At 66.9% G+C, this 13,559-nt stretch carries 13 protein-coding genes; 9 read left to right on the forward strand and 4 right to left on the reverse strand.

The annotated features are described in order from the left end of the window. Position 1: 1 nt before the first annotated feature. The 3 genes from ehuD to ehuB are packed head-to-tail and all read right to left on the reverse strand — an operon-like array spanning position 2 to position 2,226. Positions 2–664 carry an ectoine/hydroxyectoine ABC transporter permease subunit EhuD gene (gene ehuD, locus E4487_RS00590; protein WP_037052304.1) on the reverse strand — a complete coding sequence of 221 codons (663 nt, stop codon included), beginning with the start codon at positions 662–664 and terminating at the stop codon, positions 2–4. Beyond that, the gene (ehuC, locus tag E4487_RS00595) at positions 661–1,320 is read right to left on the reverse strand and encodes an ectoine/hydroxyectoine ABC transporter permease subunit EhuC (protein WP_037052301.1); all 660 of its coding nucleotides are present in this window, start codon (positions 1,318–1,320) and stop codon (positions 661–663) included. Before ehuC ends, ehuD begins: the two co-directional genes overlap by 4 nt. A 60-nt stretch (positions 1,321–1,380) precedes the next feature. Further along, complete coding sequence (ehuB, locus tag E4487_RS00600; RefSeq protein WP_175252514.1) at positions 1,381–2,226, reverse strand: ectoine/hydroxyectoine ABC transporter substrate-binding protein EhuB; 846 nt, start codon at positions 2,224–2,226, stop codon at positions 1,381–1,383. 253 nt (positions 2,227–2,479) lie between these two features. Here ehuB and E4487_RS00605 point away from each other — a divergent pair, with 253 nt between their 5' ends. From E4487_RS00605 to E4487_RS00630, 6 genes are all read left to right on the forward strand, one after another. Next, entirely contained in the window at positions 2,480–3,877 is a 1,398-nt protein-coding gene (locus E4487_RS00605; RefSeq protein ID WP_047590717.1) for a PLP-dependent aminotransferase family protein, read from the forward strand. A 488-nt stretch (positions 3,878–4,365) separates the two neighbouring features. Beyond that, positions 4,366–5,337: a hydroxyectoine utilization dehydratase EutB gene (gene eutB / locus E4487_RS00610; protein ID WP_175252515.1), complete on the forward strand. Its 972-nt coding sequence runs from the start codon at positions 4,366–4,368 to the stop codon at positions 5,335–5,337. Between the two features lie 9 nt (positions 5,338–5,346). Then, positions 5,347–6,324, forward strand: coding sequence for an ectoine utilization protein EutC (gene eutC / locus E4487_RS00615; protein ID WP_037052291.1), 978 nt, complete (start codon positions 5,347–5,349; stop codon positions 6,322–6,324). 83 nt (positions 6,325–6,407) lie between these two features. Next, a complete protein-coding gene (doeA, locus tag E4487_RS00620) occupies positions 6,408–7,598 on the forward strand; it encodes an ectoine hydrolase DoeA (protein WP_175252516.1) in 1,191 nt (396 codons plus the stop codon). 119 nt (positions 7,599–7,717) lie between these two features. Then, positions 7,718–8,719, forward strand: a complete 1,002-nt coding sequence (gene doeB, locus E4487_RS00625) for a N(2)-acetyl-L-2,4-diaminobutanoate deacetylase DoeB (RefSeq protein ID WP_175252517.1) — start codon at positions 7,718–7,720, stop codon at positions 8,717–8,719. A gap of 106 nt (positions 8,720–8,825) precedes the next feature. Beyond that, positions 8,826–9,302, forward strand: a complete 477-nt coding sequence (locus E4487_RS00630) for an Lrp/AsnC family transcriptional regulator (RefSeq protein WP_037052284.1) — start codon at positions 8,826–8,828, stop codon at positions 9,300–9,302. A gap of 46 nt (positions 9,303–9,348) precedes the next feature. Here E4487_RS00630 and choX read toward each other — a convergent pair whose 3' ends face one another. Continuing rightward, positions 9,349–10,275, reverse strand: coding sequence for a choline ABC transporter substrate-binding protein (gene choX, locus E4487_RS00635; RefSeq protein WP_175252518.1), 927 nt, complete (start codon positions 10,273–10,275; stop codon positions 9,349–9,351). A gap of 204 nt (positions 10,276–10,479) precedes the next feature. On the opposite strand from choX, the gene E4487_RS00640 reads away from it, so the two are divergent. The 3 genes from E4487_RS00640 (at position 10,480) to E4487_RS00650 (ending at position 13,539) form a co-directional block, all read left to right on the forward strand. Beyond that, positions 10,480–11,046, forward strand: a complete 567-nt coding sequence (locus E4487_RS00640; RefSeq protein WP_175252519.1) for a C40 family peptidase — start codon at positions 10,480–10,482, stop codon at positions 11,044–11,046. A gap of 144 nt (positions 11,047–11,190) precedes the next feature. Then, entirely contained in the window at positions 11,191–11,841 is a 651-nt protein-coding gene (locus E4487_RS00645) for a 7-cyano-7-deazaguanine/7-aminomethyl-7-deazaguanine transporter (RefSeq protein WP_175252520.1), read from the forward strand. Between the two features lie 231 nt (positions 11,842–12,072). Further along, positions 12,073–13,539 carry an NAD-dependent succinate-semialdehyde dehydrogenase gene (locus E4487_RS00650; protein WP_150607359.1) on the forward strand — a complete coding sequence of 489 codons (1,467 nt, stop codon included), beginning with the start codon at positions 12,073–12,075 and terminating at the stop codon, positions 13,537–13,539. Positions 13,540–13,559 lie beyond the last annotated feature (20 nt).

Genomic DNA, 13,559 nt, shown 5'->3' on the forward strand with positions numbered 1-13,559 from the left:
GTCATCGGGCAGTGACCTCCAGGCGATCTTCCATGCGCCGCACGCACCAGGCCAGGACCAGGCTGAGGGCGAGGAAGAACAGGCCGACCAGGGTGATGGGCTCGAGGTAGCGGAAACTCTCCGAGCCGATGTTCTTGGCTTGCTGCATGATCTCCACCACGGTGATCGCGGACAGCACCGGGGTGTCCTTGAGCATGGCCACCAGGTAGTTGCCCAGCGCGGGGAGGATCGGCCGCAGCGCCTGCGGCAGGATGATCTGCCGGTACGCCGACAGCGGCGCCATGTTCAGCGCCGTCACCGCTTCCCACTGGCCGCGCGGCACGGCGTCGAGGCCGGCGCGATAGACCTCGGCGGTGTAGCAGGCGTAGTGCAGGGCGATGCCGAGGATCCCCGCCTGCAGCGCGGTGAGGTTCAGCCCGTAGTTGGGGAACACGTAGAACAGGAAGTACACCTGGATCAGCAGCGGCGTGCTGCGGATGAATTCGATCAGCCCGGCCACCGGCCAGGACAGCCACAGGTGCCTGCTGCGCCGGGCGATGGCCAGCAGCAGGCCGACGACGATGGCGATGGCGAAGCCGGCGAAGGTGATCAGCAGGGTATTGAGCGAGGCCTTGAGCAGGTCCGGGAGGATGCTCAGGGCGAAGTCCCAGTCGAAGAAGTTCATTGCAGGCCTCCGCGCATCCGGCCACGGGCAAGGCGTCGTTCCAGCAGGCGCATGCCGAGGTTGATCACCTGTGCCATGAGGAAATACAGCAGCAGCGCCAGGGCGAAGATCTCCAGGGTCATGAAGGTCGCCTGGTCCAGCTGGCGGGCGCGGAAGGCCAGGTCCGACAGGGTGATCAGCGACACCAGCGAGGTGTTCTTCAGCAGCTCGATCAGCAGGTTGGTGCCGGGTGGAATCGCCGCCAGCAGGGCCTGCGGCAGGATGATGCGGGTGAAGCGCCGCAACGGCGTCATGTTCAGCGCGGTGCAGGCTTCGTACTGGCCCTTGGCGACCGAACGGATGGCGCCGCGCATGACTTCCGCGCCATAGGCGCCGATGTGCAGGCCGAGGCCGACCACGGCCACGGCGAAGGCGCTCATCTCGATGTTGAACGGCGGCATCGGCAGCACGAAGTACAGCCAGAACAGCTGCACCAGCAGCGAGGTGCCACGGAAGATCTCGATGTAGGTGATCGCCAGCCAGCGCAGCGGGCCGATCGGCGACAGCCGGCCGAGGGCGGCGAGCACGGCGCTGGCAATCGCCAGCAGCGAGCCCCAGAAGGTGACTTGCACGGTGACCCAGGCGCCTTGCAACAGCAGGGGGAGAAGATCGGTCATGAATGTCTACCGGTCGAAGGATTCATGCCGCGCACTGGCGTGCGCGGCAGACACCGCAGGTTACTGAGCGCAGAGTTCGGCAGCGGTCTTGTCGGTGATGTTGGACTGGTCGAAGCCGAAGGGCTTCACCGTGGCCAGGTGATCCTCGCTGCCGAGCCATTGCTTCAGCGCGGCGTTCACCGCATCGCGCAGGTCCTTGTCTTCCGGGCGGAAGGCCAGGGCGCCATAGCCGGTGTGGGCCGGGTCGTCGTTGAATTCGGCGATGGCCTCGACGCCGTCGCCACCCTTCTCGGCCAGGCCCTTCATGGTCAGCTGGGTGCCGACCGCCGCATCGGCGCGGCCAGCGCGCACGGCCTGCAGCTGGGCGGTGGTGTCCGGTACCTGGAGAATCTGCTCGTCGGTGATACCGGCGCTGCGGGCGTATCCCAGATTCACCGTACCGGCCATGATCGCCACCTTGGCACCGCTCTTGGCGATGTCGGCGTAGCTGTGCAGATTCTTCGGGTTGCCGGCCTTGGTCAGCAGGGTGTCGGGCAACTGGTAGTGCGGATCGGTGAACAGCACCTGCTTGCAGCGTTCGGGGGTGATGTACATGCCGGCGGCGATCAGGTCGAAACGGCTGGCACGCAGGCCGGGGATCAGCGAACCCCATTCGGTGAGCACCGGGTTGATGGTCTTGACGCCCATCTGCTCGAAGATCTTCCTGACGATCTCCGGCGACTCGCCGGTGACGCTGCCGTCCAGCGCGGTGTAGGCGAAAGGCGTCTCGTTGGCGTAGCCGATGCGCACGCTGCTGCTGTCCTTGACCTTGTCCAGGGTCGAGGCCTGGGCGCCGGCGACGAAGCCGCCGAGCAGGGCGCAGGTCAGTGCGAGGTGACCGAAGCGGGAGGGGATAACGCTACTCATCTTGGTGTTCTCCTGTTTCTTGTAGTCCGCCAGCGGCGGCGTGCTGTGTTAGGAGGCAGGTAAATCAAGAGCGTTGGCGCGCAGATCGGGACCTGCGCCGGCCGGGTGGTGTTGTTCTGGGGTGCCGAGGCACTGTTCTCCACCCTTGGCCCGAGCATACAAAGGCTTTTTTCGCTGCGGCATTGCACTAGGACAATTGAATCGCACTGCCCCACGCGGGATGCTTGCCTGCAGTCGCCAGAGGAAGCCATCGATGCAGAACTGGAAGAAGGCCCTGGCCAACGCGCGTCCGGGCGAGTCGAAATACAAGCTCCTGGTCCAGGCGGTCGCCGCCGACATCGAACAGGGTAACCTGATCGACGGTCAACGGTTGCCCCCGCAGCGCCAGGTCTCCGATGCCCTGGGCATCAGCGTGCAGACCGTGACCAACGCCTACAAGGAGCTGGAGCGTCAGGGCCGCGTGCGCTGCGAGGTGGGCCGTGGCAGCTTCGTCTCGCGGCGTACCAGCGAGCGGGTGGCCAGCAGCATGCTCGACCGCAGCGAGCAGGCGCTGATGGACTTTTCCAACGCGCGCATCCTCCACACCGAGGCCCACGATCGCCTGTGGCGGCAGACCTGCCTGGAGCTGGCGCAGGAACCTGACCAGCCCTGGATTCACGCCTTCCGCCCGATTGCCGGCATGCAGCACCAGCGCGAGGCGGCGGTACGCTGGCTGGCACGTCTGGGCATGGATGTGGGGACCGAGGACGTGTTGCTGACCAGCGGCGCGGCCCACGGCATCTTCCTCGCCCTGGCGACGCTGGCCGGCCCGGATGACGTGGTGCTCTGCGAAGGCCTGACCGACCACGGCGCCATCGGCAGCTCGCAGGTGCTCGGCTTTACCCTCAAGGGACTGGAGATGGACCGCCACGGGTTGAATCCCGAGCACTTCGAGGACATGTGCGGCAACGAGCGCATCACCGCGCTGGTCTGTACGCCCAACCTGAACAACCCGACCAGCGCGCTGATGCCCGATGAGCGCCGCCGCGAGATCGCCGAGATCGCCCGTCGCTATGGCGTGTACATCATCGAGGACGACGTCTACGGCCCGCTGCTGGCCGGTCAGCAGGCCTCGCGGCCGCTGAGCCATTACGCGCCGGAGCTGTCGTTCTACTGCACCAGCCTGACCAAGTCGGTGCTCACCGGCCTGCGCATCGGCTACCTGGTGATGCCCAAGCGCCTGGCGCTGCGCACCGAGAGCATCCTGCGGGTCAACAGCTGGATGGCGCCGTCGCTGCTCGGCGAAGTGGCGACGCGCTGGATCGACTCCGGCGAAGCCGAGGACCTGGTGCAGCTGCAGCGTCAGCTCCTGGCCAACCGCCAGGCGCTGGTCGAGCAGGAGCTGGGCGAGCACCTGATCGGCAACCACCCCTACTCGCTCAACAGCTGGCTGCGTGTGCCGGAGGGCTGGGAGACCGACAGCCTGCTGCGCGAGCTGCGCCGACGCAACGTGGCGCTGACCCTGCCCGACCCCTTCGTCCCGCCTGGCATGCCCAGGCCACGCGCGGTGCGGCTGTGCGTCGGCGCCGAATGCAGCGAGGCGAAGATGCGCCAGGGCGTGCAGATCGTCCGAGACGTGTTCGGCCAGTACCCGAAGGTGCATGATTTTTGAGAACCGTAGGGTGGACGTCGCCTTTCCTCGTCCACCGAAGCGGTGGATCGGTGAAGCGTGATCCACCCTACGTTCACTGGCGTGAGGCGTACGTTTCGCGGCTGAAGCCGCTCCTACGACCCGCCCCGTAGCCCGGATGAAATCCGGGAACGTAGGGTGGACGTCGCCATTCACGTCCACCGCAACGGTGGATCGGTGAAGCGTGATCCACCCTACGTTCACTGGCGTGAGGTGTACGTTTCGCGGCTGAAGCCGCTCCTACCACCTGCCGTAGCCCGGATGAAATCCGGGAATGTAGGGTGGACGTCGCCTTTCACGTCCACCGTGATGGTGGATCGATACAGCGTGATCCACCCTGCGTTCGCCGGCGTGACGACACCCTTGCGGCAATGCCTATCCGCAAGCCGAAGAAAAAATCGTCCTAGTACATTCGGCCAGTCAATTTCCCGCTCATACACTCGGCCGCACACCTTCACGGAACGTGCGCCATGCCCTCCATTGCCTTCGATGACCTGCTCCAGGCCCGCCAGCGTATCGCCGGCCTGGTACGCCAGACGCCGCTGGAGCACTCGCCCAGCCTGAGTCGCCTGCTCGGCGTGCCGGTGTGGCTGAAGCTGGAGTCGCAGCAGGCCACCGGCAGCTTCAAGCTGCGTGGCGCGAGCAACGCGGTGGCGCAGCTGGATGCCGGGCGCAAGCGCTGCGGCGTGGTCACCGCCTCCACCGGCAACCACGGTCGCGCACTGGCCTTTGCCGCCGCGCAGCAGGGCGTGAAGGCCATCGTCTGCCTGTCCGAGCTGGTGCCGCAGAACAAGGTGCGCGCCATCCGCGAGCTGGGCGCCGAGGTGGTGATCAGCGGCCGCAGCCAGGACGATGCCCAGCTCGAAGCGCTGCGCATCGCCCGCGAGCAGGGCGCGGCGTTCATCCCGCCCTTCGACCATCCCCATGTGATCGCCGGCCAGGGCAGCCTGGGCCTGGAGATTCTCGAGCAATGCCCGGACGTCTGCGAGGTGCTGGTGCCGCTGTCCGGCGGCGGCCTGTTCGCCGGCGTGGCGCTGGCGATCAAGGCGGCCAGCCCGGCGATTCGCGCTCACGGCGTCAGCATGCGGCTGGGGGCGGCGATGCACGCCAGCCTGGAGGCCGGCGCGCCGGTCGAGGTGGAGGAGCTGCCGACCCTGGCCGACTCCCTCGGCGGCGGCATCGGCCTGGACAATCGCTACACCTACGCCATTACCCGCGACCTGTGCGACCAGGTGCATCTGCTCGACGAGGCGTCCATCGCCCGCGGCATCCGCCACGCCTACCGCGAGGAGCGACTGGTGGTCGAAGGTGCGGCCGCAGTGGGCATCGCCGCGCTGCTCGACGGCCTGATTCAACCGCGTGGCCCGGTGGTGGTGGTGATCAGCGGGCGCAACATCGATATCGACCAGCACCTGCGCATCATCAATGGTGCGGAAGCCTGAGGAGTGGCCATGGCCAAGACCCTGATTCTCAACCAGGCCGACCTGCGCGCCTGCGTCGGCCTCGACAGCGCCAGCCTGGCGGTGGTGGAGAACGCCTTCCGCCTGCTCGCCACCGCCGCCGTGGCCATGCCGCCGATCCTGCGTCTGGACGTCCCCGAGCACAACGGCGAGGTGGATGTGAAGACCGCCTACCTGCCGGGCGTTGCGCACTTCGCCATCAAGGTCAGCCCCGGGTTCTTCGACAACCCCAAGCTTGGCCTGCCCAGCCTCAACGGTCTGATGATGCTGTTTTCCGCGCAGACCGGCCTGGCCGACGCCCTGCTGCTCGACAACGGCTACCTCACCGCCGTGCGCACCGCGGCTGCCGGCGCCGTCGCGGCCCGCTGGCTGGCGCGCGAGGACGCCGGGGTGGTCGCCATTCTCGGCGCCGGCGAGCAGGCGCGCTTGCAGCTGCAGGCGCTGCGCCTGGTGCGCGAAGTACGCGAGGTGCGTATCTGGGCACGCGACCCGGCCAAGGCCCGGGCCATGGCCGCCGAGTTGGAGGATGCCCGCGCCGTGGACAGCGTCGACGCCGCCCTGGAGGGCGCCGATATCGCCGTCAGCACCACACCCAGCCGTGAACCGCTGATCCAGCCACGGCACCTGCGCCCTGGCCTGCACATCACCGCCATGGGCTCGGACGCCGAACACAAGAACGAGATCGCCCCGGCCGTGCTGGCGCAGGTCGACGCCTATGTCGCCGACCGCCTGAGCCAGACCCGCGTGCTCGGCGAGCTTAACCACGCCATCGCCGCAGGCCTGGTGGCTGCCGATGCCGACTTCGCCGAACTGGGCCAGGTGATCGCCGGCCAGCGGCCCGGGCGCAGCGCCGATGAGCAGATCACCCTGTGCGACCTGACCGGCACCGGCGCCCAGGACACCGCCATCGCCAGCCTGGCCTATCAGCGTGCGCGGCAGGCCGGCAAAGGCCTCAACTTCGATTCATGACCCTGTGAGAGGAGCTTCGTCGCGGCGCAAACGGAACGTCGCCCGGCCCCTCTCACAGCCCAAAAAACCACGGGGATTCATCCATGTCCGAAATCGTCGTCAACCTCCCCTTCAGCCGAGAGGAATATGCCCAGCGCCTGGCCAAGACCCGCAGCGCCATGCAGGCCAGGGGCATCGAGCTGCTGATCGTCAGTGACCCGTCCAACATGGCCTGGCTCACCGGCTATGACGGCTGGTCGTTCTACGTGCACCAGTGCGTGCTGCTGGCGCTCGACGGCGAGCCGGTCTGGTATGGCCGTGGCCAGGATGCCAATGGCGCCAAGCGCACGGTGTTCATGGAGCAGGGCAACATCGTCGGCTACCCCGATCACTACGTGCAGTCCACCGAGCGCCACCCGATGGACTACCTGTCCCGTGAGGTCATCGCCGCACGTGGCTGGGACAAGCTCAGCATCGGCGTGGAGCTGGACAACTACTACTTCAGCGCCGCCGCCTACGCCTCGCTGCAACGCAATCTGCCCAACGCACGCTTCGTCGACTGCACCGCGCTGGTCAACTGGCAGCGGGCGATCAAGTCGCCGACCGAGATCGGCTACATGCGCATCGCGGCGAAGATCGTCGAGAAGATGCATGCGGCGATCTTCGACAAGATCGAGCCCGGCCTGCGCAAGAACGAGCTGGTCGCCGAGATCTACCGCACCGGCATCCTCGGTGCCGACGGTCATGGCGGCGACTACCCGGCCATCGTGCCGCTGCTGCCCACCGGGGCGGACGCCAGCGCGCCGCACCTGACCTGGGACGATTCGCCGATGCGCAGCGGCGCCGGCACCTTCTTCGAGATCGCCGGCTGCTACAAGCGCTACCACTGCCCGCTGTCGCGCACCATCTACCTGGGCAAGCCGCCGCAGCATTTCCTCGATGGCGAGAAGGCGGTGGTCGAGGGCATCGCCGCCGGCCTGGAGGCGGCCAGGCCGGGCAACACCACCGGCGATATCGCCCGTGCCTTCTTCAAGGTGCTGGAGAAGTTCGGCATCCACAAGGACAGCCGCTGCGGCTACCCCATCGGTATCAGTTATCCGCCGGACTGGGGCGAACGCACCATGAGCCTGCGTCCGAGCGACGAGAGCGTGCTGCAGCCGGGGATGACCTTCCACTTCATGCCCGGCCTGTGGCTGGACGACTGGGGCCTGGAAATCACCGAATCGATCCTGATCACCGAACGCGGCGTGGAAACCCTCTGCGACGTGCCGCGCCAGCTGTTCGTGAAGGATTGATTGCCCTCGGTCGCAGGAGCCGGCTTGCCGGCGATCCGCATCAACAGCTTATCGCTGGCAAGCCAGCTCCTACGGAAAGCGACGCCACAGAGACATACATTCATGCCGGGCTTTGCATCATGACCCAACTGCGCGACAACCCCATCAGCCCCACGCTCGACTTCGAGCGTGACGGCGTGCAACACGGCTATCTCAAGCTGCCCTATTCCCGTGACGATTCGGCCTGGGGCGCGGTGATGATCCCGGTGACCGTGGTGAAGAACGGCAGCGGCCCCACCGCGCTGCTCACCGGCGGCAACCACGGCGACGAGTACGAAGGCCCGCTGGCGCTGAGCAAGCTGGCCCAGCGCCTGCGCGCCGAGGACATCACCGGCCGGGTGATCATCGTGCCGTTCATGAACACCCCGGCGGTGCAGGCCGGCAGCCGTACCTCGCCGATCGACAAGGGCAACCTCAACCGCAGTTTCCCCGGCAAGCCGGATGGCACGGTGACGCAGAAGATCGCCGACTACTTCCAGCGCACGCTGCTGCCCATGGCCGACGTGGTGCTGGACATCCATTCCGGTGGCAAGACCCTGGACTTCCTGCCCTTCGCCGCCTGCCACGTGCTCCCGGACAAGGCCCAGGACGCGGCCTGCGCCGCCGGCATGCGCGCCTTCGCCGCGCCCTACTGCATGCGCATGCTGGAGCTGGACGCGGTGGGCATGTACGACACCGCCGCCGAGGAGCAGGGCAAGGTGTTCGTCACCACCGAGCTGGGTGGCGGCGGCAGCAGCACGGCGAAGAGCCTGGCCATCGCCGAGCGCGGCGTGCGCAATCTGCTGATCCATTGCGGCCTGCTGCAGGGGGAGATCGAGGCCGGCGAGTCGGTGATGCTCGACATGCCCGATGGCGACTGTTTCGTCGCCAGCGAGGACGACGGCCTGCTGGAGATGTGCCGCGACCTGGGCGACAGGGTGGAGAAGGGCGAGGTGATCGCGCGCGTGCACAGCCTGCGGCGCACCGGCGCGCCCGCCAGCGAGTACCGCGCCCGGCGCAGCGGCCTGCTCGCCGCCCGGCATTTCCCGGGGCTGGTGCAGTGTGGTGATACCCTCGCGGTCATCGCCGAGGTGGTGGGCTAACCTGTCGCGACTAAAGCCCCTCCCTCAGACTTACAGATCGTGGGAGGGGCTTTAGCCGCGACCGGGGGCCATACACCCCATGAACGCTCAATCGACCGAGGCACCGATGCACAAGCTCGACCGCTATGACCTGAAGATCCTGCGCATCCTCGCCGAGGACGGGCGGATCACCAAGTCGGCCCTGGCCGAGGCGATCAACCTCTCGGTGACCCCGGCCTGGGAGCGCGTGCGCAAGCTGGAAAGCGCCGGGCTGATCAAGGGTTACCGCGCGCTGATCGACTGGGCGGCGCTGTTCCGCAGCCAGCAGGTGCTGGTGGAAATCACCCTGGCCCGGCATACCGCGCAGGACATGCGCCGCTTCGAGCAGCGCCTGAGCGAGGCGCCGGAGGTGGGCTTCTGCTACGCCACCGGCGGCGGCGTCGACTACATCGCCATGATCCGCGCCCGTGACATCGACCACTACCAGCGTTTCATCGACCAGCTGCTGCTGGAAGACCTCGGCATCGAGCGCTACTTCACCTACATCGTCACCAAGACCATCAAGGCGGACGCGTCGGGTGCGCCCGCCGAACTGGACGACTGACCTACGCCAGGCCTGAGATGTCGGGCATCTGCAGGCTGACGTGGCATCAGAGCCTGGCCTTCACCGCGGCCAGGCCGTCAGCGCCGTCGCGGGTGGTCACCCCGTCCAGCCAGCGCTCCAGCACCTGCGGGTTGGCCTTGATCCAGGTGCTGATCGCCGTGGCGCTGGCCACCTTGCGGTTGAGCACCTCATCCATGATGGTGTTTTCCATCTCCTGGGTGAAGGTCAGGTTGCTCAGCAGCCTGCCGATGTTCGGGCACTCGGCGACATAGCCCTTGCGCGCCAGGGTGTTGACCGAGCCAGTGCTGCCGAAGAATTTCTCGCCGCCCTTGAGGTACTGCATGTCGAACTGCACGTTCATCGGGTGCGGCGTCCAGCCGAGGAACACCACGAACTCGTCGCGCTTCACCGCGCGGCCGACCTGCACCAGCATCGCCTGTTCGCTGGACTCCACCAGCTTCCAGTCGCCGAGGCCGAACTCGTTGCCCTCGATCATCTGGCGGATGTAGTCGTTGGCCGGCGAGCCGGAGCCGATGCCGTAGATCTTCCAGTCGAAGCGCTCGGCGAAGCGCTTCAGGTCGCTGAAGTCCTTCACCCCTGCGGCGTAGGTGTAAGTGGGCACGGCCAGGGTGTACTCGGTGCCGCCGAGGTTCTCCACCACCTTGTCCACCTGACCGCTCTCCACGTAGCGCGCGTAGTCGTGCTGGCCTGCCGGCATCCAGTTGCCGAGGAACACATCCACCTGGCCCTTCTGCAGCCCGGCGAAGATGATCGGTACGGCCAGGGTGCGGGTCTGTGCCTTGTAGCCGAGGCCGTCGAGCAGCAGGCTGGCGATGCCGTTGGTCACGGCGATGTCGCTCCAGCCCGGATCGGCGAGGGTGACTGCGCTGCAGCTGGCGCTGTCGGTCTGTGCCTGGGCGCCAAGGCTGACGGCCAGCAGCGAGGCGGCGAACAGGGTGGTTCTCAGGTTCATGCACGAGTCCTTTGCGGTGGTGGGCAGCCGGGTGACCTTAACGGTCGAGCGGGTGCGGCTCAACAGTCGGGGCGCAAATGGCGGTGATCGGTCACGAATGTGCAGCTTCAGGCCGGGAACCGTTCGTCGATTGACGAGGCCGGCAGTGAACCAGGTGGGCTTTTCGATGGTCCGTCTCCGGGACGGGCGGGAAGCCCGTTTTCTATGCAATGCCTTGATTCGGAGGGGGTTCCGTTCGCTGGCCAGTCACCAGGATCACTGGGTTTGAACAAGTTTTTCACGTCACTTTGCCTGGGAGGCGCTCTTTTACTGGGAATTTGTACCCAAGTCTCCGCCACCTTCCGTATCCAGACCATTCCCGCCACCGCGCCAGCGGCCGAGCCGGCGCCGGCCCGCGAGGTGATCGACCGCGCCCTGGGCGCCCTGGGCATACCCTATCGCTGGGGCGGCACCAGCCCCCGGCAGGGCTTCGATTGCAGCGGCCTGGTGCAGTACGCCTTCAAGACCCAGAGCGACCTCGACCTGCCACGCACCTCTCGCGCCCTGTCACGCCTGGACGCGCCTTCGGTGAAGCGCAGTGACCTGCAACCGGGCGATCTGCTGTTCTTCCGTATCCGTAGCCGCTCTGTGGACCACGTGGCCATCTACCTGGGCGACGGCCGCTTCATCCATGCCCCGCGACGTGGCAGCAACGTGCGCATCGACCACCTCAGCAACGCCTATTGGCAGCGTCATTTCCAACTGGCCAAGCGAGTCGTGCCGGAAGCCTGAACAATCGAGCGGACCAACGGCGCGGGAGCGCTCGGGCAAAACCTATCCCGCGAGTCAACAACGCGCTAGAATGCGCGCCGCTCGTGGCCATGTCGGCTGCGGCAGTGGGTTCCCTCACCCCACTTCACGAAAAAGGACATCGACATGACCCTGATTCCCGCGTCGGTCAGTCGGCCCGTGCTGGCCGGCCTGATCGCCTTCCACATCCTCATCATCATCGCCAGCAACTACCTGGTGCAGCTGCCGATCACTCTGTTCGGCTGGCATACCACCTGGGGTGCGTTCAGCTTCCCGTTCATCTTCCTCGCCACCGACCTCACCGTGCGCCTGATTGGCAAGCATGCCGCGCGCGTGGTCATCGCCCGCGTGATGCTGCCGGCGCTGCTCGCTTCCTATGTGGTCTCGGTGCTGTTCCACGAGGGGGCCTTCGGCGGCCTGGCAACGCTGGGCGAGTTCAACCTGTTCGTCTTCCGCATCGCCGTGGCCAGCTTCCTCGCCTATGCCTTCGGCCAGTTGCTGGACATTCAGGTGTTCGACCGCCTGCGCAGGATGCGTCAGTGGTGGGTGGCGCCCACCGCCTCGACCATCTTCGGCAACCTGCTGGACACCTTCCTGTTCTTCTCGGTGGCCTTCTGGCACAGCGACGATCCGTTCATGGCGGCCAATTGGGTGGAAATCGCCACGGTGGACTACGTGATCAAGCTGGCCATCAGCCTGATGCTGTTCGTGCCGCTGTACGGCATGCTGCTCAGCGCCATCGTGCGTGCCCTGCCGCAACGTACTGCCACGACGTGAAGCACGCTCGCCGCTAAAGCGCCTCCCACGGTGGCCGGTGGCGAGTGTGTGTGAGGGACTTTAGCCGCGATTGTCTGAGTGCCGCTGCCGAGGCGCGACGGGGCCTCAGAAATCTTCTGTTCGCCGTGGTCCTTCAGAAAAAACTGCGGTAGCGCCTGGCCGGCTTGGAAAAAACACCAAGCCGCCCTTCCCTAGCATGTCTCCCATGCCCATCGGCCCGGAGACATCGCCATGCCCCTCGACCACCCCCTGCTGTTCAAGTCGCTCTGCTATGTCGACGGTCACTGGGTACACAGTGACGACGGTGCCAGCGTCGCGGTGCAGAACCCGGCCGACCAGAGCCTGATCGGCCATGTACCGATGCTCAGCGCGCAGCAGATCGGCAGCGCCGTGGATGCCGCCCAGCGTGCCTTCATCGCCTGGCGCGAGCAGAGCCTGGACGCCCGCGCGGCGTTGCTGCGGCGCTGGGCCGAGCTGATCCTGCAGCATCAGGAAGACCTGGCGCGCATCCTCAGCCTGGAGCAGGGCAAGCCGCTGGCCGAGGCGCGTGGCGAGATCCGCTACGCCGCCAGCTTCATCCCCTGGTTCGCCGAGGAGGCGCGCCGGCTCTACGGCCAGACCATCCCCAGTCATATCCCCGGTGCCCAGCTGGGTACGCTCAAGGAGCCGGTGGGCGTCTGCGCCCTGCTCACGCCCTGGAACTTCCCCAGCGCGATGATCACTCGCAAGGCTGCCGCTGCCCTGGCCGCCGGCTGCACCGTGGTGGTCAAGCCGGCGCACGAAACGCCCTACTCCGCCTTCGCCCTGGCCCAGCTGGCCGAGGAAGCGGGCTTCCCCGCCGGTGTGTTCAACGTGGTGCTGGGTGAGCCGCAGATGGCCATGGAGACCCTGGTCAAGGATGCGCGGGTGCGTTCGGTGAGCTTCACCGGCTCGACCCGCGTCGGCAAGCTGGTGCTGCAGGCTGCCGCCGATGACGTGAAGAAGGTGGCCCTGGAGCTGGGCGGCAACGCGCCGCTGATCGTCTGCGCCGATGCCGACCTCGATCACGCCGTGCAGGTGGCGCTGGACGCCAAGTTCCAGACCTCCGGGCAGGACTGCTGCGCGGCCAACCGTATCCTGGTGCAGCGCCCGGTCTACGAGGAATTCCTGCAACGCTTCGCCAGGGCCGTGCGCGACCTGCGCGTGGGGCCGGGGCATGACGAACGCAACCAGATCGGCCCGCTGATGCACCAGGCGGCGCTGGACGGCACGGCTGCGCGGGTGGCCGATGCCATCGAGCAGGGGGCGCGGCTGCTGGTCGGTGGCGAGCCCCATGCGCTGGGCGGCTGGTTCTGGCAGCCGACGCTGCTGGCCGACGTCACAGGCGGCATGCGCATCTACCGCGAGGAGAACTTCGCGCCCATCGCCGGCGTGCGCGCCTTCGACAGCCTGGACGACGCCGTGGCCATGGCCAACGACACCGAGTACGGCCTGGCCGCCTACATTTGCTCCAACCGGGTGGACGTCGTCCATCCGCTGATTCGCCGCCTCGAGCATGCCATGGTCGCGGTCAACGGCAGCAAATTCACCGGCCACCCGATCCCCTTCGGTGGCATGAAAGCCTCCGGCCTCGGCCGCGAAGGCGCTACGGAGGGCTTCGAGCCCTTCGTCGAAACCAAGTACTTCTGCATTCATCACCAGGGCCAGCGCTACCCCTGATGCACCCGGAGAGCCGCTGG

It is taken from the genome of Pseudomonas sp. BMW13 (assembly GCF_013357275.1).
Taxonomy (GTDB): domain Bacteria; phylum Pseudomonadota; class Gammaproteobacteria; order Pseudomonadales; family Pseudomonadaceae; genus Aquipseudomonas; species Aquipseudomonas khazarica.

Bases quoted from the DNA above. Each gene is read 5' to 3' on its own strand.
- ehuD (WP_037052304.1), bottom strand. From the start codon at position 664: ATGAACTTCTTCGACTGGGACTTCGCCCTGAGCATCCTCCCGGACCTG.
- ehuC (WP_037052301.1), bottom strand. From the start codon at position 1,320: ATGACCGATCTTCTCCCCCTGCTGTTGCAAGGCGCCTGGGTCACCGTG.
- ehuB (WP_175252514.1), bottom strand. From the start codon at position 2,226: ATGAGTAGCGTTATCCCCTCCCGCTTCGGTCACCTCGCACTGACCTGC.
- E4487_RS00605 (WP_047590717.1), top strand. From the start codon at position 2,480: ATGCAGAACTGGAAGAAGGCCCTGGCCAACGCGCGTCCGGGCGAGTCG.
- eutB (WP_175252515.1), top strand. From the start codon at position 4,366: ATGCCCTCCATTGCCTTCGATGACCTGCTCCAGGCCCGCCAGCGTATC.
- eutC (WP_037052291.1), top strand. From the start codon at position 5,347: ATGGCCAAGACCCTGATTCTCAACCAGGCCGACCTGCGCGCCTGCGTC.
- doeA (WP_175252516.1), top strand. From the start codon at position 6,408: ATGTCCGAAATCGTCGTCAACCTCCCCTTCAGCCGAGAGGAATATGCC.
- doeB (WP_175252517.1), top strand. From the start codon at position 7,718: ATGACCCAACTGCGCGACAACCCCATCAGCCCCACGCTCGACTTCGAG.
- E4487_RS00630 (WP_037052284.1), top strand. From the start codon at position 8,826: ATGCACAAGCTCGACCGCTATGACCTGAAGATCCTGCGCATCCTCGCC.
- choX (WP_175252518.1), bottom strand. From the start codon at position 10,275: ATGAACCTGAGAACCACCCTGTTCGCCGCCTCGCTGCTGGCCGTCAGC.
- E4487_RS00640 (WP_175252519.1), top strand. From the start codon at position 10,480: ATGCAATGCCTTGATTCGGAGGGGGTTCCGTTCGCTGGCCAGTCACCA.
- E4487_RS00645 (WP_175252520.1), top strand. From the start codon at position 11,191: ATGACCCTGATTCCCGCGTCGGTCAGTCGGCCCGTGCTGGCCGGCCTG.
- E4487_RS00650 (WP_150607359.1), top strand. From the start codon at position 12,073: ATGCCCCTCGACCACCCCCTGCTGTTCAAGTCGCTCTGCTATGTCGAC.